Origin of the sequence: Sphingomonas sp. T1 (genome assembly GCF_902506585.1) — a bacterium.
GTDB classification, from domain to species: domain Bacteria; phylum Pseudomonadota; class Alphaproteobacteria; order Sphingomonadales; family Sphingomonadaceae; genus Sphingomonas; species Sphingomonas aerolata.
In genome coordinates, this window is record NZ_LR733875.1 from 2296274 (window position 1) to 2319339 (window position 23066).

Annotated in this window: 20 protein-coding genes; 9 read left to right on the plus strand and 11 right to left on the minus strand. The window is 66.6% G+C overall.

The features are described from left to right. Positions 1 to 42: 42 nt before the first annotated feature. Genes GV027_RS10380 through GV027_RS10395 form a run of 4 tightly spaced genes read left to right on the plus strand, consistent with a single transcriptional unit; the run spans position 43 to position 4492 of the window. Positions 43 to 498 (plus strand): spore coat protein U domain-containing protein, encoded by a 456-nt coding sequence (locus GV027_RS10380; RefSeq protein WP_159511816.1) that lies wholly within the window; start codon positions 43 to 45, stop codon positions 496 to 498. A 17-nt stretch (positions 499 to 515) separates the two neighbouring features. Further along, positions 516 to 1253 carry a fimbrial biogenesis chaperone gene (locus tag GV027_RS10385; RefSeq protein WP_159511817.1) on the plus strand — a complete coding sequence of 246 codons (738 nt, stop codon included), beginning with the start codon at positions 516 to 518 and terminating at the stop codon, positions 1251 to 1253. 15 nt (positions 1254 to 1268) lie between these two features. Beyond that, positions 1269 to 3548 (plus strand): fimbria/pilus outer membrane usher protein, encoded by a 2280-nt coding sequence (locus tag GV027_RS10390; protein WP_159511818.1) that lies wholly within the window; start codon positions 1269 to 1271, stop codon positions 3546 to 3548. Beyond that, on the plus strand, positions 3539 to 4492 hold the full coding sequence (locus GV027_RS10395; RefSeq protein ID WP_159511819.1) for a Csu type fimbrial protein: 954 nt from the start codon (positions 3539 to 3541) through the stop codon (positions 4490 to 4492). Before GV027_RS10390 ends, GV027_RS10395 begins: the two co-directional genes overlap by 10 nt. Positions 4493 to 4543: 51 nt before the next feature. Here the strand turns inward: GV027_RS10395 and GV027_RS10400 are convergent, their stop codons facing one another. From GV027_RS10400 to GV027_RS10420, 5 genes are all read right to left on the minus strand, one after another. Beyond that, on the minus strand, positions 4544 to 5716 hold the full coding sequence (locus GV027_RS10400; RefSeq protein WP_159511820.1) for a winged helix-turn-helix domain-containing protein: 1173 nt from the start codon (positions 5714 to 5716) through the stop codon (positions 4544 to 4546). A gap of 135 nt (positions 5717 to 5851) precedes the next feature. Beyond that, positions 5852 to 6130 carry a hypothetical protein gene (locus tag GV027_RS10405; protein WP_159511821.1) on the minus strand — a complete coding sequence of 93 codons (279 nt, stop codon included), beginning with the start codon at positions 6128 to 6130 and terminating at the stop codon, positions 5852 to 5854. Positions 6131 to 6196: 66 nt separating this feature from the next. Next, positions 6197 to 6700, minus strand: a complete 504-nt coding sequence (locus GV027_RS10410; protein WP_031439927.1) for a ferritin-like domain-containing protein — start codon at positions 6698 to 6700, stop codon at positions 6197 to 6199. 83 nt (positions 6701 to 6783) lie between these two features. Then, positions 6784 to 7248 (minus strand): hypothetical protein, encoded by a 465-nt coding sequence (locus GV027_RS10415; RefSeq protein ID WP_159511822.1) that lies wholly within the window; start codon positions 7246 to 7248, stop codon positions 6784 to 6786. A 77-nt stretch (positions 7249 to 7325) separates the two neighbouring features. Then, entirely contained in the window at positions 7326 to 8498 is a 1173-nt protein-coding gene (locus GV027_RS10420) for a zinc-dependent alcohol dehydrogenase (protein WP_031395504.1), read from the minus strand. Positions 8499 to 9014: 516 nt separating this feature from the next. Here GV027_RS10420 and GV027_RS10425 point away from each other — a divergent pair. Both GV027_RS10425 and GV027_RS10430 read left to right on the plus strand, forming a co-directional pair. Beyond that, on the plus strand, positions 9015 to 9680 hold the full coding sequence (locus GV027_RS10425; protein ID WP_159511823.1) for an HAD family hydrolase: 666 nt from the start codon (positions 9015 to 9017) through the stop codon (positions 9678 to 9680). Between the two features lie 5 nt (positions 9681 to 9685). Then, positions 9686 to 10699, plus strand: a complete 1014-nt coding sequence (locus tag GV027_RS10430) for an SDR family oxidoreductase (RefSeq protein ID WP_159511824.1) — start codon at positions 9686 to 9688, stop codon at positions 10697 to 10699. A gap of 72 nt (positions 10700 to 10771) precedes the next feature. On the opposite strand, the gene GV027_RS10435 is transcribed toward GV027_RS10430, so the two are convergent. The 6 genes from GV027_RS10435 to GV027_RS10460 form a co-directional block, all read right to left on the minus strand. Further along, positions 10772 to 11425: a nicotinamidase gene (locus GV027_RS10435; RefSeq protein ID WP_236559160.1), complete on the minus strand. Its 654-nt coding sequence runs from the start codon at positions 11423 to 11425 to the stop codon at positions 10772 to 10774. Between the two features lie 72 nt (positions 11426 to 11497). After that, positions 11498 to 13111, minus strand: a complete 1614-nt coding sequence (treF, locus tag GV027_RS10440; protein ID WP_236559161.1) for an alpha,alpha-trehalase TreF — start codon at positions 13109 to 13111, stop codon at positions 11498 to 11500. A 69-nt stretch (positions 13112 to 13180) separates the two neighbouring features. Further along, positions 13181 to 15877 (minus strand): TonB-dependent receptor, encoded by a 2697-nt coding sequence (locus GV027_RS10445; protein WP_236559162.1) that lies wholly within the window; start codon positions 15875 to 15877, stop codon positions 13181 to 13183. Positions 15878 to 15976: 99 nt separating this feature from the next. Next, entirely contained in the window at positions 15977 to 16957 is a 981-nt protein-coding gene (locus GV027_RS10450; RefSeq protein WP_159511826.1) for a FecR family protein, read from the minus strand. After that, the gene (locus tag GV027_RS10455; protein ID WP_236559163.1) at positions 16954 to 17475 is read right to left on the minus strand and encodes an RNA polymerase sigma factor; all 522 of its coding nucleotides are present in this window, start codon (positions 17473 to 17475) and stop codon (positions 16954 to 16956) included. Before GV027_RS10455 ends, GV027_RS10450 begins: the two co-directional genes overlap by 4 nt. Before the next feature lie 186 nt (positions 17476 to 17661). Next, positions 17662 to 18003, minus strand: a complete 342-nt coding sequence (locus GV027_RS10460) for a hypothetical protein (RefSeq protein ID WP_159511827.1) — start codon at positions 18001 to 18003, stop codon at positions 17662 to 17664. Positions 18004 to 18368: 365 nt separating this feature from the next. Between GV027_RS10460 and GV027_RS10465 the strand changes: the two genes are divergently transcribed. From GV027_RS10465 to GV027_RS10475, 3 genes are read left to right on the plus strand one after another with little or no spacing between them, the layout of a single operon-like run. Then, positions 18369 to 20102 carry a type I secretion system permease/ATPase gene (locus GV027_RS10465; protein WP_159511828.1) on the plus strand — a complete coding sequence of 578 codons (1734 nt, stop codon included), beginning with the start codon at positions 18369 to 18371 and terminating at the stop codon, positions 20100 to 20102. Next, positions 20099 to 21472: an HlyD family type I secretion periplasmic adaptor subunit gene (locus tag GV027_RS10470; protein ID WP_159511829.1), complete on the plus strand. Its 1374-nt coding sequence runs from the start codon at positions 20099 to 20101 to the stop codon at positions 21470 to 21472. The genes GV027_RS10465 and GV027_RS10470 overlap by 4 nt, the downstream gene beginning before the upstream one ends. Then, a complete protein-coding gene (locus GV027_RS10475) occupies positions 21462 to 23063 on the plus strand; it encodes a TolC family protein (RefSeq protein WP_159511830.1) in 1602 nt (533 codons plus the stop codon). The genes GV027_RS10470 and GV027_RS10475 overlap by 11 nt, the downstream gene beginning before the upstream one ends. Positions 23064 to 23066 lie beyond the last annotated feature (3 nt).

The window sequence follows — 23066 nt, forward strand, 5'->3', positions numbered from 1 at the left end:
CTCTTCGCGCTATCGGCGATCGCAAGCTGTGCTTCCGGGAGCATGGCCGAGACCAGCCGCACGTTCAGGGTAGGGGCGGTCATCGCCAATGGTTGCGCGGTCAGCGCCGAGACGGGGGGCAGTTGGGGATCGATCGACCTCGGGTCGGTGAACGGGGTCGATGGGGGAGCCGCGCAAGGCAGCCTGGTCACCGCGGTTGCCGCCGGATTGCAGATCGACTGCACCCCGGGAATGAGCGTCACCCTCACCGCGGACAATGGCAGTCAGCCGTCCAACGGGGTGCGCCAACTCGTCCATGCAACCCGGCCTGCCGATCGCATGCCCTATCAGTTGTTCGCGAATGGCAGTCAGACGCCCTGGACGTCGCAGGCGATCGCGCTGGCATTCCCGCTCGGCACGTCGCGACTGTCCGTTCCCGTACAGGCCCGTGCCGTCGTCCAGCGCGGCGTGGCGGCGGGGCGATATTCCGATGTGGTTCGCATCACCGTCACCTGGTGATGCAGCAAGGACAAGTCATGAAGATCCTGCGTATGTTGACCGCCATCGTCTCGCCGCTCCTCCTGCTGCCAGGCACAAGTCGCGCCGCGGCGGTCATCATCTGGCCGGTCGATCCGAAAATCGCCGCCACCGAGCGTGCGACCGCGCTGTGGATCGAGAACAAGGGCAACGAGCCGATCACGATGCAGGTCCGGACTTTGCGCTGGTCGCAGGGTCCGCAGGGCGATCTGTACGACGATCAGGACGAGGTCGTCGCCAGCCCGCCGATCGCAGTCATCCCGGCGGGGGAACGGCAGATGATCCGTGTGCTGCGGCGCGAGCGACCTGCCGCCGCGGCGAACGACCAGTCTGGCCCGGGGGAGCGCAGCTACCGCCTGTTGATCGACGAAATCCCCACCGCCAACGCGCCGAATGCGAGCCGGTTGCCGGCGGCCGAGCTTGCGGTACAGATGCGCTATTCGGTGCCGCTCTTCACCTATGCGGGGTCCGTCAACGCGGCCACGCCCGAACTGACCGCGACGGTGGAACGGAGCGGCAGCGGTCGGATGCTGGCGATCCGCAATACCGGCATGCTGCATGCGCGCCTTGTCGATATCCGGACGGCGGACGACAAGAAGACCAGTCTTGCTTCGGGGCTCGCGGGCTATGTCCTGGCGGGTCAGACGATGCGCTGGCCGGTGCCGGAAGGCGTCCCGGACACCAGTCCGCTGGTGGCAAACGTCAATGGCGCCGATCAGCGCATTGCCGCGCGTTGATCCGTCCGACACGCCATGATCCGCGGTGCGCTCCTGCTGACGACCATGCTGGTCTGCCTGCCACAAATGGCACGCGCGGGTGACCCGGTGCAGCAGCTGTTCGTCGAGCTGGTCGTGAACGGCCGTGCTACCGGTGACCTGGTGCCGCTGCGGATCGTCGGCACACGCATGCTCGTGCCGGCCGAGGCGCTCAGCCGAAATGGCGTGACGCTCGAGGGGGAGGGCGGCGGGACGGAGCGCGACGTCGCGTCGCTGCCGCACACCCGCGCCCGCTATGACGCCGCGCTCCAGACGCTCCATCTCGAAACCGCGCTCGAATTTCTACCGACCACCCGGATCGCCGCGGGTGATAGGCCCCGCGCCGCCACGCTCGCCAGCTGGGGCGCGATGGTCAACTACCAGTTCTATGCGCAGCACGCCGACGGAGGCTCCTTTGCCTCCTTATGGTCCGAACAGCGGGTGTTCGGGCCGGTCGCGACGCTGTCCAATTCCGGCGTGATGCGGGTCGGGTCTCGCATCGGCGGCTATCTGCGCTACGATACGCATGCGAGATTCATCAACGAGGATCGCGCGTTGACCGTCACGGCGGGTGACCTGATCACGCGGTCCTTGCCCTGGAGCACGTCCGTCCGGCTGGGTGGCCTGCAGCTCACGCGCGATTTCAATACGCGGCCGGACCTGTTGACGATGCCGCTGCCGAGCTTTGCGGGCAAGGCGGCCGTGCCGTCGGCGGTGGACCTGTTCGTCGACGGCTATCGGCAGCAGGGCGCAGACGTCGCGCCCGGTCGGTTCGTGCTGCAGGATGTCCCGGTGATCAACGGCGCTGGCGAGGCCGTGATCGTCACGACGGACGCCGTGGGTCGACAGATCGCGACCACGATCCCCTTTTACGTCTCGTCGACACTGCTGCGCGCCGGGCTCACCGATTTTGCAGCCGAAGCCGGCGCCATCCGCCAAGGCTATGGCATCCGCAACTTCGATTACGGCACGCTCGCCGCCAATGGCTCGATTCGACGCGGCATGACGTCGTTCCTGACGCTCGAGGCGCATGCCGAGGCGACCGCTCGGCTTCGGCAGATCGGGGGCGGGCTTGTCGTGGCGCCGTGGCGATTTGGCACCATAGCGCTGTCGGTCAGTGCGTCGCGTTCGGGTCAGGCCGTGGGCCATCGTTGGTCGCTCGGCTACAGCTATACCGCGCGTCACTTTAGCGTTGCCGCACAATATGACGATCGCAGCAGGGGCTTTCGCGAGCTGGCAAGCTTCGACCTCGCAAATCCCGCGACACGGCGGCGGACCTATCGCGCGATCGCCAACGTCAATCTGGCGCGGCTGGGCACATTGGGGGCGGCGTATATTTCGGGGCGAACCTTGGGATCGGTCGACGAACTCACGCTACGTTCGCGCCTGCTGTCCTTGTCCTATGGTCGTCCGGTCGGATCGCGCGCGAACCTGTTCGTGACCGCGGATCGCGATTTCGAACGAGGCGCGACCAGTGCTCAGCTGCGCCTGTTCATCCCGTTCGGACGCAATGCGGCCAGCGGCGGGATCAGCCGTTCGGCCGGGCGCAATCTCTATCAGGTCGGTTATACCCGGGCGACGCCGACCGATGGCGGCCTCGGCATCGAGGCCGGGATAGCAGCGGCGAGCCGGGGGCCCGCATCGGGGCAGGTGACCGGGACATGGCGCGCGCCCTTCATCGAAGTGCAGGCCGGGGGCGCGACGGCCCAGGCGCGCAGCTCGGCCTGGGTTGGCGCATCGGGTTCGATCGTGGCGATGGACGGCGGCCTGTTCGTCGCCAACCAGGCGAGCGATGCCTTCGCGGTCGTCGAGACTGGCGTGGCGGGCGTTGGCGTCAGCTATGAAAACCAGCCGGTCGGCGTGACGAACCGCAAGGGCCATCTTCTCGTGCCCAATGTCGTGCCCTATCTTCCCGTCCGCTTCGCGATCGATACGCTGTCGCTGTCGGAGAACCACGTCGCGTCCGCGGTGGAGCAGCGGGTTGCCGTGCGACAGGGCAGTGGCGCCGTCGTGCGTCTGAACGTCCGCATGACGCGCAACATCCTCGCGGTGCTCGTCGACAGGACCGGGGCGGCGCTCAAGCCAGGCGGTCGCGTCCGGCGTGAAGGGCATCCCGACGTCGCCATCGGCTGGGACGGCATCGCGTATCTGGAGGATGTCGGCGAACAGGTGTCGCTCTCCGCGCTGACGTCGGACGGGACGGTGTGCCAGGCGACGTTCGGCGTCTCCGCAGACGTCGCGGCGCTGTCACGGATAGGACCGGTCTCGTGCCGGTGATCGTGTCGCTGCGGCTGTTCTTCGCACTGGTGGTTCTGAGCATCGTCGCGGGTCCCGCATTCGCCGCCTGCACGACATCGTCCGGGGCACTCACCTTCTCGCCGGTGTCGTCGTACGACGTGCGAGGGGGCACGGTGCCGCAGGTTGCCGGATCCGCCGGTCTTTCCTGCATGGGTTCGGTGCTGACCCTGATCGGCGGCAATTCGGCGCGTGCGACCATCACCAGCCTCAACCAGTTTCGCCTCGTCAAAGGTGCCGACGCGATCGCCTATCAGGTGTCGGCCGATGCCAGCGGCACCACGCCGTTCACGCAAGGATCGACCGTCAACTATATGAGCGGCAGCCTGCTGGCGCTGCAGGGCGGTGGCAGCAGTTTCACCACGCCGTTGTTCGCGCGATTGACCGCGTCTCCCAATATCCCTGCCGGCACCTATAGCGACACACTGACGGTGCAATGGGACTATAGCGTCTGCAACGGGGTGAACGTGCTCGGTGTCGTCTGTACGGGCTATGATAGCGGGAAGGTCGTCGTAACGCTTCAGGTGACGCTGGTGGTTGGCAACGACTGCAAGATCACCGCGCCCGACCTGTCCTTCGGCAGTGCGGCGCTCGTCACGCAGTTCGGTGCGGTGACCTCGGCCGTCCAGATCGATTGTACCCGCGACGCCGTCTACCGGATCGGCTTTACACCCGGCGGTGCCGGTACCGGTGCGGCGTGGCGGCAGATGACCAGCGGCGCGGGTGCGACGTTGCAGTATCAGATCTATCATGCGGATGGCGTCACCGTCTGGAACGAAGCCAACCCGCTTACCGGCGCAAGTCCCGGAACGGGCAGCCTGACCCCGGTCAGGACCTATCCCTATGTCGCCAGGATCAATCAGGCGCAGGTCACGCCGGCGGCGGGAAGCTACCAGGATACCGTCAGTGTGGTCGTGACATTCTGATCGATCAGCCACTGACCTTTGGCGGCAATCCTGCGATCGCGGCATCCTGCATCACGCGGGGCGGATGATCTCGCCGACACGAACGTCCGACAGGCCGAGCCATTGCGCCATCCGCTCCAACTCGACGTGCAGGCGGGGCAGCGTGTCGTCGGGCGCCCCCGGTTCGAGCGTTATGCGTTTTGCCAGCAGCACGCCCGCTTGCCGGTCCGCCTTGAGATCGACCCGCGCGACCAACGCCTCGTCCATCAGGAAGGGCAGCACATAATAGCCGTGGGTGCGTTGCGCCTGCGGCACATAGATCTCGATACGATACCGGAAGCCGAACAGGCGTTCGGTGCGGCCGCGTTCCCAGATCAGCGGATCGAAGGGCGCCAGCAAGGCAGCACCGCGCACCCGGCGGGGCACCGCGGCGTCGCGGTGCAGCCAGACCTTCTGGCTCCAGCCGTCCACGCGGACGGGCACCAAAACCTGATCCTCCACCAGACCGGTAATGGCATGATCCGCCTCGACGGGCTTCAGCCGGAAATAATCACGCAGCTCGGCAGCGGTCGCCATGCCGAGCGCGCGGGCGCTCCGTTCGATCAGCGCCCGCTGCGCCTCGGCAACGCTCGGTGTGGGCAGGGCGAGTACGGCAGGGGGCAGGACACGCTCGGGCAGGTCATAGACCCGCGCGAAACTGCCCCGCCGTGTCGCCGTGGTAATCCGGCCCGACCAGAACAGCCATTCGAGCGCGTGCTTGACGTCGCTCCATTCCCACCAGCCGCTGCGGCTCGTCCCGTTTTCGAAATCGGCGGCGGTCAGGGGGCCCTCGGCTGCGATGCGGGCCAATACGGCGTCGGCTTCGCTACAATGCTTTGTCGCAAAGCGGCGAAGCGCGGCGTAGCCGATCTCGCCTCGTTCAGCGCGGGCCATCCGCCATCGCAGCAGCGGATGAAGCTCGAGCGGCAGCAGCGACGCCTCATGCGCCCAATATTCGAAGAATTGGCGACGCGGCTTTGGACCCCAGGCGGCGCGCTCCAGCAGCGCCCGGTCGTAGCGGCCAAGCCGGGAAAACAGTGGCAGGTAATGCGCGCGGGCCAGCACGTTGACGCTGTCGATCTGGAGAAGGCCCGTCCGATCGGCGACCTTGCGGACATGCGCCGCGGTGACCCGAGACGGCAGTGGACGGTCGAACCCCTGAGCTGCAAGGGCAATGCGGCGCGCATCGGCCTGCGAGATGATCATGCAGTAATGATGGTCGCAAAGGACAGCGACGGTCAATGTTACTTGGCTGCCCGCGCCGGGCTACAGCGTACTCCGTGTGATCCGGGAGCCGCGGGGCGTGCAGGCAATCGCGGAACGCCGCGAGCGCCTTTGTCGCTACTGGTCAGCCACCTTGATCTCGGTGATTTCCGCGTTTGAAAGACCTGGTTTTTCCGTGCGGAGATAGTGAAGGAGCTCCCCAATCTCCCGCGCATCGAACCGGAGGTCGAGATCGTCCATATGGATGGCGACGGAACGTTGCCGCGCCTCCGACAGACCAGCGACGATATCGACACACGACTCCAGCGTTCCGCGTCCGATTTCCGTCGGTGTCGCGCCGGCGGACGATGCGTCAGCGAAGATCCGGGCCGGCTCGCTCAAGGGGTAGGTGGTCATGACTGTCGCGTCCGTCGTCTACGGGGCAGGACATCGCCCGCCGGGGTGAGCCGGCGGGCGAACGTTTCAGGCGTCTTCGGCGTCGATGTTGACGCTCGTCTCGGCGAGCTTCGTCATATATTCGTCGCCACCGTAAATGTCCTTCGTGGCCGCATTCAGCGCCTTGTGATCATCCTTGAGACCCAGCGCCTTGGCATAGGCTGCGGCTGTGCCGAATCCGGCGATCCCGTAATGCGTCATCCGCTGATATTGGGCGATGATCATGACATCGAGCAACGGGCCCTTTGCCGGACCCTCTTCGACGACATGCTTGGTGGCTTCGGCCACAAGCCCTTCCATGCCCTTGCAATGCTCCTTGGAAACCTTCTCGTCGTTCGACGCGATCAGCTCCTTGAGGAGATCGGTATGCTTCTCGATATCCGCCTGCGACTTGGTCAGCATGTCCTTCAGCGCGGCATCGCTGGCCTTCGACGTGATCTTCTTCAGAACCTTCTTCATCTGGTCGTTCGCCGACCACAGGTCCTTCAGCTCGTCGGTGTAGATGTCTTTCAGATCTTCGGGTGCAGACATGGGATGGTCCTTGCTGGACCACCGGATGAAACGTCCGGTGGCGTGGTTGACGTTGAATAAGGGTGTAGCGTGTCGTCCTGGCGTCAGCCGGCGCCGGGCTTTGCCTGTTCGTGCTCATAGCGTGCATCGGTGCCGACCTTGCCCGTCGCCTCGGCCTCGGCGATACCGGACGTCTCGACGACCTTGATCGTGCCATGCTCGGCCGCGATCGAGTGCGGGGTCCGATCGGCATCGGGGTCGGCCGCGATCGTCGTGCCGCCGCCGCCGTGCGAGCCGGCGACGGCGTTGCCGGCGCTGCCCCCGTCTTCACCCGCCTGACCGCCGCCATGATAGGCGATGTCCGTCTGGCCGCCCTGCGACGCGGAGCTGGTATCGGCGTCTGTCTTGCCTTCGTGCGGGTTGGGATAGGCGCCGCCCGCGCTCTCACCGCCGTCGCTGCGACCATGAACGCGGCCGTCGGTATCGCTGCGAGGCGACTCCGAGACGCCATCCGGTGCGCCCTTGCTCGCGGGATTGCCCGGGACGGGGGTATGAACCTTGTCGCTCATGAAAACTCCTCGTGACGGTCGTGGATAGGAAGCGGCCACCCCGATCGGCATGCCGAGCGGACCGGGGTGGGGCAGGGTTACGGCCGCAGCACGACCTTGATGACACCGTCCTGCTTGTCGCGGAACTTCTGGTACATTTCGGGCGCATCCTCGAGGCTTGCAGGATGCGTCACGACGAAGCTCGGGTCGATATCGCCGGCTTCGATGCGCGCCAGCAGCGGCTTGGTATAGGCCTGGACATGCGTCTGGCCGGTCTTGATCGTCAGCCCCTTGTTCATCATCGCGCCGATCGGGATCTTGTCGCCCATCCCGACATAGACGCCGGGGATCGAGACCGTGCCACCCATCCGGCAGCTCATGATCGCCTCGCGCAGGACATGCACGCGGTCGGTGGCAAGGAACGTCGCCGCCTTCACCTTGTCGATCACTGCATCCATCGCGCCATGACCCGAAGCCTCTGCACCGACGGCGTCGATGCAGCTGTCCGGACCGCGGCCCTTGGTGCGGAACTGGAGTTCGTCATAGACGCTGTCGACTTCGGCGAAGTTGATGGTCTCCGCACCGCCGGCCTCGGCCATCGCGAGACGCTCAGGCACTTCGTCGATCGCGATCACGCGGCCTGCGCCGAGCATCAGCGCCGATCGGATCGCGAACTGGCCGACCGGACCGCAGCCCCAGATCGCCACGGTGTCGCCCTCTTCGATGTTCGCATTCTCGGCGGCCATATAGCCCGTCGGGAAAATATCGGAGAGAAACAGCGCCTGATCGTCGGTGACGTTGTCGGGCACCTTGATCGGGCCAATATCGGCCATCGGCACGCGCAGATATTCCGCCTGGCCACCGCAATAGCCGCCGAGCATGTGGCTGAAGCCGAACAGGCCGGCAGGCGAATGGCCCATCGCCTTGATCGCCATTTCGGCATTCGGGTTGGTCCGCTCGCACGCCGAGAACAGGCCCTTGCGGCAGAAGAAGCAATCGCCGCAGCTGATCGTGAACGGCACGACGACGCGATCGCCGATCTTCAGGTTGGTGACCTCGGAGCCCAATGCGACGACAACGCCCATATTCTCATGACCGAGAATGTCCCCGGCCTGCATCGTCGGCTGATAGCCATCGAGCAGATGAAGATCGGAACCGCAGATCGCGCACGACGATACCTTGATGATCGCGTCGCGCGGATGCTTGATCTCTGGGTCCGCGACAGTATCGACCCGAACATCACCTTTTCCATGCCAAACCAGTGCGCGCATTAGAAAGTCTCCGTCTTGTAAGTGGCGTGCCGTACTTTCGAAATTACAATTTGCCTTAAGAACTCATCAGTCATCGGACCATCCTGACGAAGAATAGTAAGCAGAAACAATGACGAGATCGCCGGGCGGCGTCATCGCATCATGTGTCCTACCGTCAAGCGACGCGTCAGGCCCCGGATATTGATGGAGACATAGCGATCTGGATGTCCTCATCGTTCCTGACGATCTTGAATATTCGTCGGGAATATTTCGTATTGATCCTCATCAGTGTGGCTAAATGCCGGGGATCATTGGCAAACTGCCGAAAATGGCCGTCAGGTTGGGCTTCTCGCCGGCGAAAAATCACACCTTCAACCGTTTCACGGAGAATGCGCGCCCCGCCATGCTTGCCGTCGCCGGGGCCAATTCGGACAGCGGACCGTTGGGATGGCAGCAACCTTCGCCGACGCTCAGCGGCGCACCTGCGCGACGCTGGCATGCCGGCTGGCAAACGCGACTTCGATTCGGGAATTAGATATGCAGATCAAGGCCATCCTCTTCGACATCGACGGCACGCTGGTCGATACCAATGACATGCATGTTCTCGCCTGGGAGGAAGCCTTTGCAGTTGTCGGGGCGTCCTTCGACCGGCAGGTGATCCACGATCAGATCGGCAAGGGGACCGACATGCTCGTGCCGACCCTGTTGCCCGGTGCCGACGCGGAGGAGCAGGAGAAACTCGGCGATACGCACGGCGAGATCTTCAAGGCAAAATATCTCGAGACTGCCAAGCCGTTCGCTCGCGCGCATGATCTGCTGGCGCAGTCGCATAGCCTGGGGCAGCAGGTCGTGCTCGCCTCGTCGGCGTCGGGATCGGAGCTCGATCATTACATCGCGCTGCTCGAGGCGCGCGATCTGATCGGCGCAACGACGAGCAGCGACGACGTCGAGCGCACCAAACCCGCCCCGGACATTTTCGCCACCGCGCTGAAGGCGCTGCCGGGGATCGATCCTGCAGAGGTGATCGTCGTCGGCGATACGCCTTATGATATTGAGGCGGCCGCCAAGTGCGGGATCGCCGCGGTTGCGGTCCGATCGGGCAAGTTCAGCGACGAGCAACTGAACGGCGCGGGTGCGGTCGCGATCTATGACGATGTCGCGGCCTTGCTTGCCGATTACGCCCAGTCGCCACTGGGGCGCTGATCGCCATGGTCCTCACACTGAAACCCCTTCGCGATCAGGTCATCGTCGTTACGGGCGCGACCAGCGGCAACGGCCTCGCAATCGTCGAGGCCGCCGTGCAACGCGGTGCGGCCGTCGTCGCGACCGCGCGGAACGACGCCGCGCTCGAGGCCCTCCGCGCCCGTCTGTCGGCCGATGGCGGACGCATTGCGGTCTGCGTCGCCGACGTCAGCGACATGGCCGCGGTCGAGCGTGTCGCCGCCGTTGCGCTCACGGCGTTCGGCGGCTTCGACAGCTGGGTGAACAATGCCGCGACAGGCACGTACGGCACGCTCGATCAGGTGCCGGTCGCCGATCACCGGCAGGTGTTCGACGTCAATTATTTTGGCGTGCTGCACGGATCGCTGGTCGCGGCCCGCCATCTGCGCGAGCGAGGCGGCGCGATCGTCAACATCGGCTCGATCCTCAGCGACCGCGCGATCGTCGAGCAGGGGCCCTATGGCGCGACCAAGCATGCGGTGCAGGCGCTGACGGACACGTTGCGGATGGAGCTCGAGCAGGAGGGGGCCGGCATCTCGGTCACGCTGATCAAGCCCGGCGCGATCGACACGCCATTTCCCGAACATGCGCGCAATTTCATGGATCAGCCACCGCGCCTGCCACCGCCGCTCTACACCCCCTCCGTCGTCGCCGACGCGGTGCTGTTCGCTTGCGAGACGCCGCGGCGGACGCTGTATGCTGGCGGTGGCGGGCTGCTGGCCTCGCTTCTCTCGCGCTCCGCACCGCGGGTGAGCGACCGGATCATGGAACTGGTCGGCACGTTCGCGCAGCAGAAGCCCGGGGATCCCGGTGATCCGGCACGCCGCGACAATCTCTATGATCCGCGGGCCGATGCGCTGCGCGGGACCCAGCATGTCCACGCGCGCACATCGAGCAGCGTGCTGCAGGTGCAAAAGCTTCACCCCGCGGTTGTGATGCTGGGTGTTGTCGGCGCTGGTATCGTCGTCGCGCTCGGCCGACCAAAGGGTGGACGCCGGTAATATCAGGCACGGAAAGGGTAGGGAGCGTGCGCGGCGTCGACACGTGACCATCCTTCCGCGCCATTTTGAAGTCTATATCAACCGGACGCCGGCTGCGCGGAACTGCGCTTCAGCCACGTCGACTGTCGTTCCATCACCTGCCGGCATCGCGATCGCTCGCGTGTAGTCCGTCAGGATAGACGCTTCGAAGCCCTCGCGCCGCGCATCGAGTGCCGACCAGGCGACGCAGAAATCATAGGCCAGCCCAACGAACACGCACCGCCGGACCTGCTTGTCCCGCAGATACCCGGCCAGCCCCGTTCTCGTCGTCTTGTCGTTCTCGAAAAAGGCCGAATAGGAATCAATTTCCGAATTATACCCCTTACGAACGATGACGTGAGCGCGGCGGATGGTGCCCTGCACGTCGGGATGGAACTCGGAACCAGCGGTTCCCTGGACGCAGTGATCGGGCCATAGGACCTGCTCGCCATATGGCATCGGCACGGTATCGAACGGCTGCCGACCGGGGTGGCTGCTCGCGAAGGACTGGTGTCCCGCAGGATGCCAGTCCTGCGTTACGACGACATGCCGGAACCGCGGAGCGAGCCGTTCGATCCCGGCCATGATCTCGTTCCCGCCCGCAACGGCCAGCCGGCCGCCCGGGCAGAAGTCGATCTGCGGGTCGACGACGATGAGCGCGTCCGACCCCGTGATCGCTGCGTTGCCGGTGAACTGCTCGATATCCAACGTCATCTCCTGCAAAGCCGACAGGTCGCGTTAAAGGCGGCCGATGACAAGAATGATCCTATTGCCGAGCGCCTATTTGCGAACACTGGTCGACGGCTGGGCCAGGTCCGGGAAGCGATCGAGGATCGCGCTGGTCACGCCGTTGGTCCAGCCGAACCCGTCCTGGACCGGATATTCGCCGCCCCCGCCCGGTATGCGCTGTTCGATATTATACTTTTCGAGCATCTTGCCGGTGTCGGCATAGGCCGCGCCGACCGTCCCGAGCCAGCGTCTGGCGATGTCCTTGGCCAGCGCCGGTTCGCCGTTTCGCTCGAGCCCAGCGACAGCGACCCATTGCAGCGGTGCCCAGCCATTGGGTTCGTCCCATTGCTGTCCGGTGTTGAGCGTCGTCGTGCGCAGGCCCCCCTCGGCGACCAATGATTTGCGCACCGTCGCGGCGACGGCCTTCGCCTGGGCCGGCGACGCAAGCCCGACGAACAGCGGGTGCAGCATCGCCGCATTGATGCTGGTCGTGGGCATGCGCGTCGACAGGTCCCAGTCTGCGTAGCGCGCGGTCGTCGCCTGCCAGAGATAGCGGTCGATCGCGGTCTTGCGCTTGGTCGCCAGGGTCGTGAATTCGGTCACGCAGGGGGTGTCGCCGGCGGTCTGGCAGCGCGCGGCGATGCGGCGTTCCATCGCCCAGATCAGGCTGTTGAGATCGACGGGCACGATGTCGGTGGTGTGGATTGTGGCGAGCGACCGCGGATCGCGGAGCCAGCGCGAGCTGAAATCCCACCCGCTCTCCGCGCCCGCGCGCAGGTTGCGCTGCGTATCGGCGGCGGCGCGGGGTGCCGCCCTGGCCGCGGTCTCGACATCCTCGGCATAGGATTCGTCGCGCGGCGTATCGCGGTCGTCATAATAGCGGTTGAGCACGCTGCCGTCGGGCATCCGCACCACGCGGAGACAGGCCGGATTGCCGTCGAGACAAGTTCCGCCCTTCATCCAGAAGGCGTGCTCCGCGCGCAGCGCCGCCAGTCTACGCTTTGCGACAGCGGGATCGGTGTTGGTCGAGAGATCGAGCATCAGCGCATAATAAGGCGGCTGCGACCGGCTAAGATAATAGGTCCGTGTCCCGTTCGGGATATGCCCGTAGCGCTCGATCAGGCTGGTGAAATCGTCGAGCATCGCTTCGACGAGCGGCTGCTGGCCATCGACCTTCAGCCCGAGCATCGTGAAATAGCTGTCCCAGTAATAGATTTCGCGGAAGCGTCCGCCCGGCACGACATAGGGTGCCGGCAGCGGCAGTGCGGAGCTGCCTGCGACGGGGGCGACCGGCTGACGGGCGAGTTGCGGCCACAGGGCGCGGACATGCGACCGGAGATCGCTCGAGCCCCGGTCATTCTCGCCGGGAACCACGAAGTTGGCGAGCACGAACGCCTTCAGCGCAGGGCCGGCGGGTCTGGTCCGCGCATAGTCCGCCATGATCGCCGCGGCGGCGCGCTTGGGGACGGCATCGACGAACGTCTTGCCGTCCGCGAAGACGTGACCCTGCTGCACGGCCTGGAACAGCGGGCCGTAGATATCGGCTGGCGATTGGGCCTTCGCGGCAGAGAGTGCGGGAGAGGCGGTCGGTCGGGACGGAGCGGTCTGGGCAGGCGCCATCGCGGCGACCGAGGCCAGGGCGGCAAAACGGCAAAGGGTTTTCATGAAGATCGCAACCATTTCGCCAGGGTGATCGATCCCCCGACGGGGCGGGATCGATCACCCTGGGCTGTGTCAGAACTTGAACGCGGCGGCGAATCGGATCGAGCGACCCACGATCGGCCTTGCGAGGATCGTGCCGCTGCCCTGCGATCCGAGCGTGCGCGGATTGCCCTCGGTCAGCCCGATCTCGTCGGTCAGATTGTCACCGATCACCTGGAACTGCACCTGCCGGTTCAGATCGAGCGTGATGCCTGCGTCGAGCTTGTAAAAGCTCGGCAGCACCTGCGCGTTCTGGACGTCGGAGAACCGGTCGCCGATATAGCCGATCGTTGCATAGACGCCGGCCTTCGCATCGCCGCCGAGCTCGAGATCATAAGCGGGGGTCACGCGCCATTGCCATTTCGGCTGGCGCTGAACTCGGTTGCCGGTGAGATCGGTCCGGCCGCCATCGGTGAAGAAGTCGCGATAGGTCGCGTCGAGATAGGTCGCCGACCCGCTGAGCGTGAAGCCGCCGAACGGCCGCAACTGCCCCTCGAACTCGACGCCGGTCGCCTTGGCGCCGCCGACCGACGCGATCGGGGCGCCGCTGGTGATGACCGTCGTCGCAAGGCCGTCGAACGTGTTGTGGAACAGCGTCGCGTACAGGTTGGCGATACCGGTCGAGACCTTCACGCCGCCTTCATAGCTGTCGACCTGCGGTGCGACGTCGATCCCGTCGCGCAGATTGTCGAAGAACGGAAAGCTGTTGCCGCGGCTGTAGCGGACGAACGCACCGATCTGCCGGGTCAGGTCGTAATTGACGCCGCCGGTCCACGACCAGGCATCGCCGCGATAGCGGATCGTGCGGAAGGTGCCGTTCAGCTGCGCATCGCCATTGTCGTAGAGCGTCAGCGGATTGCCGTCCGTACCCGCCGCCGGAACTGTCGCCGCAAGGTTTTCGAGCGTGCCGTCGACCGAGTGATGCTGCCACCGGATGCCGCCGTCGATCCGCAGCTGGTCGGTGATCTGCAATTCGTCGACCGCATAGCCCGCGACGTCCTCGCCGGTGTAGCGCGCGTTGACCTTGAACGTCGATCCGCCCGAGAAGCCGTCCCGCGTGACGATCCGGCCATCCGCCAGCGTCAGATTCAGCCGCCGGGCGTTGGGTTCGGCGGTGAGCAGCATGCTGTTGCCCAGATTCCACCGGTCGCGCGACTTGTACCGCGTGTAATAGACGCCGCCGGTCAGCGTGTTGCTGCCCGTTTTCCATTCCAGCGCGAAATCGTTGACGAAGGCCTGGATGTGCTTCTCGACGCTCCAGAGGCCGGCCTCGACGACCGCCTGATTGGGCGAGGCCGCCGCACCGCCGGTCGCGAAGGTGAGCGATCCGATCGTCCCGCCCCGGCCGGCCGCATAGGCGGCGGCGGTGACCGGCGCGGCGCCGCCGGGGACGAGACCGATCGTGTTCGCATCGCCCTCCATCCAGCTGCCGCGATCGCGAACCGTGATCCCGCTGCCGAGTTCGTAATCGAAATTGCCGCCCAGATTGTAGATCTTCGCGCTGCGTCCGTCCGCCAGATCCACCCGGCTGCCGTCGTTGCGCACGCCGATCCGCGTGTCGCGCCCAACGAGCGTTCCGGTGCCTGCATCAAAGCCGGGATATTCGCGGATCTTGTCGCCGTCCTGGACGACCGGGATGGGCAGCAGCCACTGGCCGCGATCGTCGAGATAGCGACCGAAGAGCAGGATCGAGCCCTTGTCGAAGTCATGGCGGATATTGCCGGTGATCTGACCACCGCGCTCCGCCTCGAACTGCGCGTCGCGGATCCCGCGCGAGGTCGAGTAATAGCCGCCGAGCATATAGGTTGTGCTGTCGTCGATCGGCCCCGAGACATAGCTGTCGACGCGGAACTCGCCGAAATCGGTGCCGCTGAGTTTCAGCAACCCGGCCGGCGCCTGCTTCCCCTCGCGCTGGACGAGGTTGACGGTCAGGCCGGGCTGGCCGTTCGAGAACAGTGCGCCGGTGCCGCCGCGCACCGCTTCGACACGCTGGATCGTCTCGTCGATGCGGATCAGCTGCGTGTTTTCGAGGAACGACAGCGTCGGCGGCGGGAAGAAAGGCACGCCCTGCGTCTGGAAGGTGACATATTCCGCATCGCCCCCTGATGGATAGCCGCGCACGAAGATGTTCGCGCCGGTCTTGCCGCCCGAGCTTTCGGTGCTGACCCCCGGCACCGCACGAAGGACTTCGGCAGTGCTGGCAGTGCCGAGCCGCTGCGCCATGCTGCTGTCGATCGTGGTGACCGCAAACGCCGCATCCTGGCGCCGGGTGCCGGCGCCCGCCGTGCCGATCACGACGATATCGGGGGCGGTTTCCTCGGGCACCTGCGTCGCGGCGGGATCAGCGGCCGCCTGTGCCGGGGCGACCTGAACCGCCGCTGGCGTGGCTTCGGCCGCCTGAGCATGCGTGTCGATGATCAGATAGGCCCCGCTCGGCGTCAGTCGGTGGCCGAGCCCGGAGCCTTTCAGGATCGTCGTCAGCGCAGCGCCGACGTCCATCCGGCCGGCCACCGCGCGCGCGGTCTTGCCGCGGACGAGGGTGGGGGAAAACAGGATCTGCCTGCCGCTCTGGCGCGAGAAGGCGAGCAACGCGGTGCTCATGTCCTGCCGCGCAATGCGGATGCCGATAGCGGCCTGCGCGGTGACGCCGATCGGGATCCCGCCTGCGCCCAGCACCAATGCGGTCATCATTACGCCGCGTATCAGCACGGCCCTGCCTGTGGATGTCATGCAACCCTCCCTGTTCGTGCGATCCCTCTGCCGGGGTCGATCTGACAGTAAAGACGCGGGACGTTGGAAAACCCGAACCGGGTTTTGCCCTCGGGTCGATTATTTTTTCGAGGCGATCGTGATGCTGCCGTTCGGGTGCCGATCGACGCTGACGGGAAAGCCCAGTTCGAGCGCGTCGAGGAACGGCTGGACCTCGCCCGTCCGGAACGCGCCGCTGATCCGGACCCGGCCCGCCGCGGCGTCGACGATCGCGATCTGCTGGACGCTGTAGCGATTTATCTCGGCGACGGCCTGACTTAATGCCTCGTCCTCGAACACGAGCCGGCCTTCGCTCCAGCTTGCCAGCCGCTGAGCGCTGCCGGGCATGTGGCGAACCGACACGCCGCTGGCCGATGCGGTGAGGACGTCGTCCGGCACCATGGCGACGGGCTTGCCGGGCGCGCCCTTGCCGGCGACGCTGACGAGCCCTTCGAGCAGCGCGACGCGCACCGCGCTGGTTTCGAGCCGCACGTCGAACGCGGTGCCGTGCGCTGTCACCGCCTGCGCGCCGGCAGTGACGACGAACGGCCGGGCCTGATGCTTCGCGACCTCGAACAAGGCCTGTCCGCGTTCCAGCACCAATCGACGCTCGGTGCGCGTATAGGCCATCCGGACCCGCGTGTCGGTATCGAGAGTCAGCCGCGACCCGTCGGACAGCGTGACCATGAGGCGCTGACCCGTCGCCGTCCGGTACACGGGTGTTTCGGCGACCCGCACGGCGGGCGTATCATCCGCGAAGCGCCACAGCGCCAGCGGCGCGACCACCGTGGCACAGGCGGCGGCGGCCAGTATCCACGGCGCGACTCGTCGCGGCTCGCGGCGTAACGCAGCGCGCGCCACGGCCGCGTGCCGCAATGCCAGGAGGTCGGGATGGTCCGCCAGCGCTGTAGTCGCAGCCCGTGCTTGGGCGATCACCGCCCAGGCTGCAGCGTGATCCGGTCGCGCATGCCAGTCTTCGAACCGCGCACGCATTACGGCGCTCGGGTCGCGGTCGAGCCGTTCGGCCCATTCCGCGGCTTCGATCATGACCGGAGCGCTCACCGATGCCAGTCCTTCAGGCGTTCCGCGACATGCGCGAGCGCGCGTGCCTGGTGCTTCTCGGCGGCACGCGTCGAGATCGCCATGGCATGCGCGACATCGGCCATCTTCAATCCCTCCAGCATTCTGAGCACGAACACGTCACGTGTCCGTTCGGGCAGTTCGGCAAGCGCACGACGCAACGCGTCCGCGATGTACTTACTCGCCAAGACGCGGTCGGGCGCGAAATCCGAACCTTCAAGCGAAAGATCGTCGATGGGATCCGACAATCCCGCGCCTCGCGCCTGATTGCGCCGGGCCTGATCCTTCAGGACATTGGCTGCGGTGACGAAAATGAAGCTGTCGTGCTGGCGAATGCCGTTCGGGTCTTCCATCCGACTGAGTCGCAGGAAAACCTCCTGGACCAGATCGGGGACGTCGTGTGGCGCGGACACGCGCCGCGTGAAGTACCGGCTCAGCGGCCGGGTATAGGTCTCGACCAGCGTGCGAAGGATCGTTGTCCTTTCGCCAAGGCCGGACACTTGCTCCCCCTCCATCGCCATGACCGGTTTCTAATAGCCGGGTCTGTTACGTCAATGAGTCTCGCTGGTCGGTATTTGACGCGGTCAATCTTGCGGCATTCGAAATCTATATTGATGCAGGCGAACGCGCAGTGTTTTAGAAGCCGTGAACACGGTTTTCTGGACCGCTCCACGAGGCGTAGCTGGTCAGCGCTGCTTCTTTGTCGTCGTCGCGGTGAAATCAGGATCCTTCTTGGCGACCCAATCCACGAATTTGCGGACCGTGGGATCGGCGAGCAGCGCGTCGACATTCATGCCGTGGCGTTGCAGTTCGGAATTGGTGAAATTCGCCATCAGGGTCTGCTGGCAGATCGGATGCATCGGCACGACATCGCGACCGCCCCGGCTCTTGGGCACGGGATGATGCCAGACGATGGTCTTGCCGAGCGCGCGGCCGCAGAGCCAGCACGGCGCGACCGGTGCCGGACCTTCCTCGTCTTCGAGATCGGGCTCCTCATACGGGGCGTGTTTCGAATGTTTGCGGGCCATGTCGCTGTATAATCTCTCGGTGGATGTCTGCACGCTGTAGCGGCGCGCCCGGCACCACTACACCTGCGACAGGCAGAATGACCACAGTCACGGATGTCGGGATTGGGTCGGGTCGATCTGGAACGCCACGGCGGCGGAGAATGGCTCGCCGGGTTCGAGGAGCGGTTCATGCTGTTGCCCTGGCCGCGCGCATCGCGGTCGCGACGGTCTCGGACCAGACGCTGCGCATCGCACGGAGCAAACCCGCACGCGCGTTAAGACAGAGATCGTCGAGCGGCAGATCGGCCGTCGCGAACGCCTGGGAAACCGTTCGTTTAAACTTTCGTGGCTAAGACGACGCGATGCCGACGTCCTCCCCAGCGCCCATGACGGCACCATCCGACCATGGGCATAATGCACTGGCGCGTGCCGTCCGGAGCTGTCGACGGCATCTGGTCTTCGCCGGTCTGTTCTCCGGGCTGGTGAACATCCTGTACCTCGTACCGTCGATCTTCATGCTGCAGGTGTATGATCGCGTCGTGCCCACGCGGGGCGGGACGACGTTGCTGCTGCTGACGCTGATCCTGGTGCTCGCGCTGGTCGTGTTCGCCATCCTCGACGCGGTGCGCATGCGGTTGCTGTTGCGCGCCAGCATGCGGCTGGAGCGTCAGGCGGCGCCTGGCATCCTGCTGCGGATCTTCGGCACCGATGGCGCGACGACCGGGCAGCGCAGCCAGGCGATGCGCGATTTCGACACGGTGCGCGGGACGCTGACCGGGCCGACGATCATCGCGCTGTTCGATGCGCCCTGGGCGCCGATCTATATCGGCATCGCGTTCCTGCTCCATGTCTGGATCGGCGTGCTGGCGCTCGTGAGCGCGCTGCTGCTCGGGGGGATCGCGATCCTCAGCGACCGCGTGACCGCGGGGGCCGCGCGCGACACGCAGGCCCGCGCGGTTCTCGCGACGCGCGAACAGGACGTGTCGATCCATGGGTCGGAGGTCGCGCGGGTGATGGGGATGCGCAATGCGCTGATCACCCGGCATCTGCTGGAGCGCGCCGAACTCGTCCGCCGTCAGGCCGCGCTCGCCGGTACGTCGGGGCAGTTTCTCGCGATCACCAAGTTCCTTCGCCTGCTGCTCCAGTCCCTCGCGCTCGCGCTCGGCGCGCTGCTGGCGATCCGGCAGGATATTTCTGGCGGTGCGATCTTCGCGGCGTCGTTGCTGCTGGGGCGGGCGCTCCAGCCCGTCGAGCAGATCCTCGGGGCGATGAAGCCGCTCGCCGCGGCGCGCAACGCCTATCGCGATCTCGATGCCTTCTGCCGGATGCCGGGGCCCGCGATCGACGCGACGACGCTCCCCGCGCCGACCGGCCGGATCGACGTCCGCGGTATCACGGTGCGCGCGGAAGGCAGCGATCGCGCATTGCTGTCGGACATAAGTTTCGCGGTCGCGCCCGGCGAGATCGTCGCGCTGGTCGGCCCGAGCGGCGCGGGCAAGTCGACGCTGCTGCGCGTGTTGTCGGGTGCGCTGTCGCCGGATGCTGGCGAGGTGCGGATCGACGGTGCGAGTCTGACGGACTGGAACCGCGAGCAGCTCGGCCGGCACGTCGGTTACATGCCGCAATCCCCGTCGCTGTTTCCGACCACGGTGCACACCAACATCTCGCGGTTCCAGTCGGTGCTGGCGGGCGAGAGCGAACAGCTCGACGCCGCAGTGGTCGAGGCGGCACAGGCGGCGGGTGCGCATGAGGTGATCCTCGGCCTGCCCAATGGCTATGCGACGATGCTGAGCATGGCGGACGGGGCGGGGCTGTCGGCGGGGCAGAACCAGTCGGTCGCGCTGGCGCGCGCGCTGTTCGGTACGCCGACGATCCTGTTCCTCGACGAGCCCAACGCGCATCTCGACAGCGATGGGGAGGTGCGGCTGGTGACGACGCTTTCGGCACTTCGCGCGCGTGGCGCGACGGTGATCGTGTCGACGCATCGGACCGGGCTTCTGCAGGCGGTCGACAAGATCATGGTGCTGCGCAACGGCACGATCCAGCTGTTCGACGACCGCACCAAGGTGTTGCGCCCGGCCAGCGCGGGGCCCGTCGCCGCGACCGGAGGCGCCCGATGATCCCCGCCGAACTGGCCAGCCCGGTCCCCGCCGCCGGCGGCCCAAGCCTCGCGGATCGCCTCCGCCTCGACGACTCCCCGCGGCATGCGATCCTGGTCGGCGGGCTGGTCGCGATTCTGTTCTTCGTCGTGGGGCTCGGCTGGGCGGCGTTCGCGCGGCTCGATGCGGCGGCGGCGGGCGAGGGGCAGGTGGTCGTCGCGGGCAATCGGCAGACCGTCCAGCACCGCGAGGGCGGGATCGTCGCGGCGATGGCGGTGCGCGACGGCCAGCACGTCCGTGCGGGCGACGTCCTGTTCCGGCTCGAAGGCGCCGAGGTCACCGCAGCCGAGCGTGCGCTGGCCGCCAGCGTCATCGACCTCCAGGCGCAACGGGCCCGGCTCGAAGCGGATGTTCGCGGCGGCGCGGTCGTCTGGCCCGCGGATTTCGCGTCCGCACAGGGCGACGACCTTCGTCTTGTCGAGCGGGCGAAGTCGCTCCAGCTTGCGCAGCGCACGGCACGCTCGGCCGCGCTCGCCGCCAATGGCGCGGTCCTCCGCCAGCAGGAGGCGACCGTTGCGCAGCAGACGACCGGCTTCAATGCGCAGGCGCAGGCGACCGCCCGGCAGCGCGCCTCGCTCCGGCAACAGCTCGACAGCACGCGGGCCCTTGCCGACCAGGGCTATGTATCGCGCAACACGGTCCGTGCGATCGAACGCTCGATCCAGCAGCTCGAAGGGACCGACGCCGACTATGTCTCACGCTCGGCGGCCGCGCGCGAACAGATCGGCCAGACGCGTGCGGAAGGCGTTCAGACCCGCCGGAAATATGTTGAGGAGAGCGCGACTTTGCTGCGCGACACGCAGTTCCAGCTGAACGAGGTCTTGCCCAAGCTGGCCGCGGCGCGCGAACAGCTGGCGCGCACGATCATCCGCGCGCCGGTGGCGGGCCGCGTGGTCGGGCTGCGCGTCTTCTCCGTGGGGGGCGTGATCCAGCCGGGCCAGGCGATCCTCGACATCGTTCCCGACGCCGCGCCGCTGGTGGTTCGGGCGAACTTCACGCCGGGCGACATCGACGGGGTGTTTGCCGGGCGCGAGGCGGAGGTGAAATTCCTGTCGCTGCACGAACGCGACCTGCCGATCCTGCTCGGCACGGTCCGCACGGTCTCCGCGGATTCGCTCCGCGACGAGCAGACCGGTCGCAGCTATTTCAGTGCGGAGGTCACCGTGCCGCGTGCTCAGATCGCCAAGATCGAGGCGGTGCGCGGTCGCGACACGGGCATCCGCGCGGGCGTGCCGGTCACCGTCCTCGTCAAGCTGCGGTCGCGGACTGCACTCGACTATCTCCTCGATCCGTTGACCGAGGCCTTTTCACGGTCGCTTCATGAACGCTGAGAGGATCTGCCTCGCCGTCGCAATGCTGCTGGTGCCTGCCATGCCCGCGCGCGCGCAGACGGCACAGGAGGCAGCAACCGCAGCGCCCGAGACGCTGGGGCAGGCGATCGCCGATGCCTATCGCAGCAATCCGTCGCTGGAGGGACAGCGCGCCCAGCTTCGCGCGCTCGACGAGCAGATCGTCCAGGCGGGGGCCGCGTACCGGCTGACCGCGGGCATCAACATGACGCTGCAATATCAGTCGCAGGACCAGCGCGGGCTGCTCGGCGATTTCGATACGGCGCGGGGGCGGACCCTGGGGGCGTCGCTGACCGCGTCGCAGATCCTGCTGAACGGCGGGCGGACCGCCGCTCAGGTGTCGGCGGCCGAGGCGACCGTGCTTGCCGGGCGCGAACGCCTGCGCGAGGCGGAGAACGCAATCCTGCTCGAAGTCGTCGACGCGTTCGTGTCGGTGCGGCGCGACCAGGCGCTGGTGGCGATCCAGCAGCGCTCGCTCGACTCCTATGGGCGGCAGGTGACCCAGGCGATCGCGCGCGAACGGGGTGGCGACCTGACCCGCACCGACATCGCGCAGGCCGAGGCGCAGCGCGAGATCATCCGCGCGCAGCTGGCGGAGGCGACGGTCAATCTCCAGGCAAGCCGCGGCCGGTTCGCGGCGGTCGTCGGGCGTAATCCGGGCACGCTGCTCGTGCCGCCGACGCTGCCCGGCCTGCCGCGCTCGCTCGATGCCGCGTTCGCCGTGGTGGAGAAGGAGAGCCCGAGCCTGTGGCAGGCGATCCTCGCCACCAAGGCGGGGGACGCGCGGATCGCGGCGCAGCGCGCCGAACGTGCGCCGATCGTCGCGCTGTCGGGAAGCTATGGCTATGGAAGCCCCTATTCCTATCGCCTGCGCGATGCGGGTGCGCAGGCGACCGGCGGGGTCACGGTGACGATGCCGTTGTTGACTGGCGGCGTGATCGGTTCACGCGTCCGCGCCGCGGTGGCCGAACGTCAGCAGCTTGGGTTCGAGGTCGAGACGGCGCGGCGCGCCGCACTCGCCAATGCGCAGAACGCGTGGAACCAGGCGGTGGCGGGTGGCGAGCAGATGGCGGCGGGGCAGCGCGCGACCGAGGCGGCGGAGTCGGCGCTGACCGGGGTTCAGCGCGGCTTCGCGGAAGGATTTCGCTCGAATTTCGAGGTGCTGGATTCGGAACAGCGCCTGCTGACCGCGCAACTCGTCTTCGTCAACGCGACCTATGGAGCCTATGCCGCCGAGGCGCGGCTTTTGGCGACGCTGGGGCGACTGCAGGCTGTGGCGATCGATCAGGCGGTGCCGGCCTATGATCCGGCGCGGAACACGCGGGTGGTGCGGGCCAGGACATTCGGACCGTTCGATCCGGTGCTCGCGCCGATCGACCGTGCGCAGAAGCCCGCTGGCACCGCCCCGGCTGCACCCGTAATCGCGCCCGCCACCGACGCGCGGATCAGGCCGGCGGCCGTCCAGGCCTTGCCAGGGCCGATCGGCAATGTGCTGCCGATCACGCCGGTTCCGGTACTTGCGGGTCCGGTCGCGGCCGATCTGAGCGATGCGGTGGTCACGAGCGGGAGATGATCC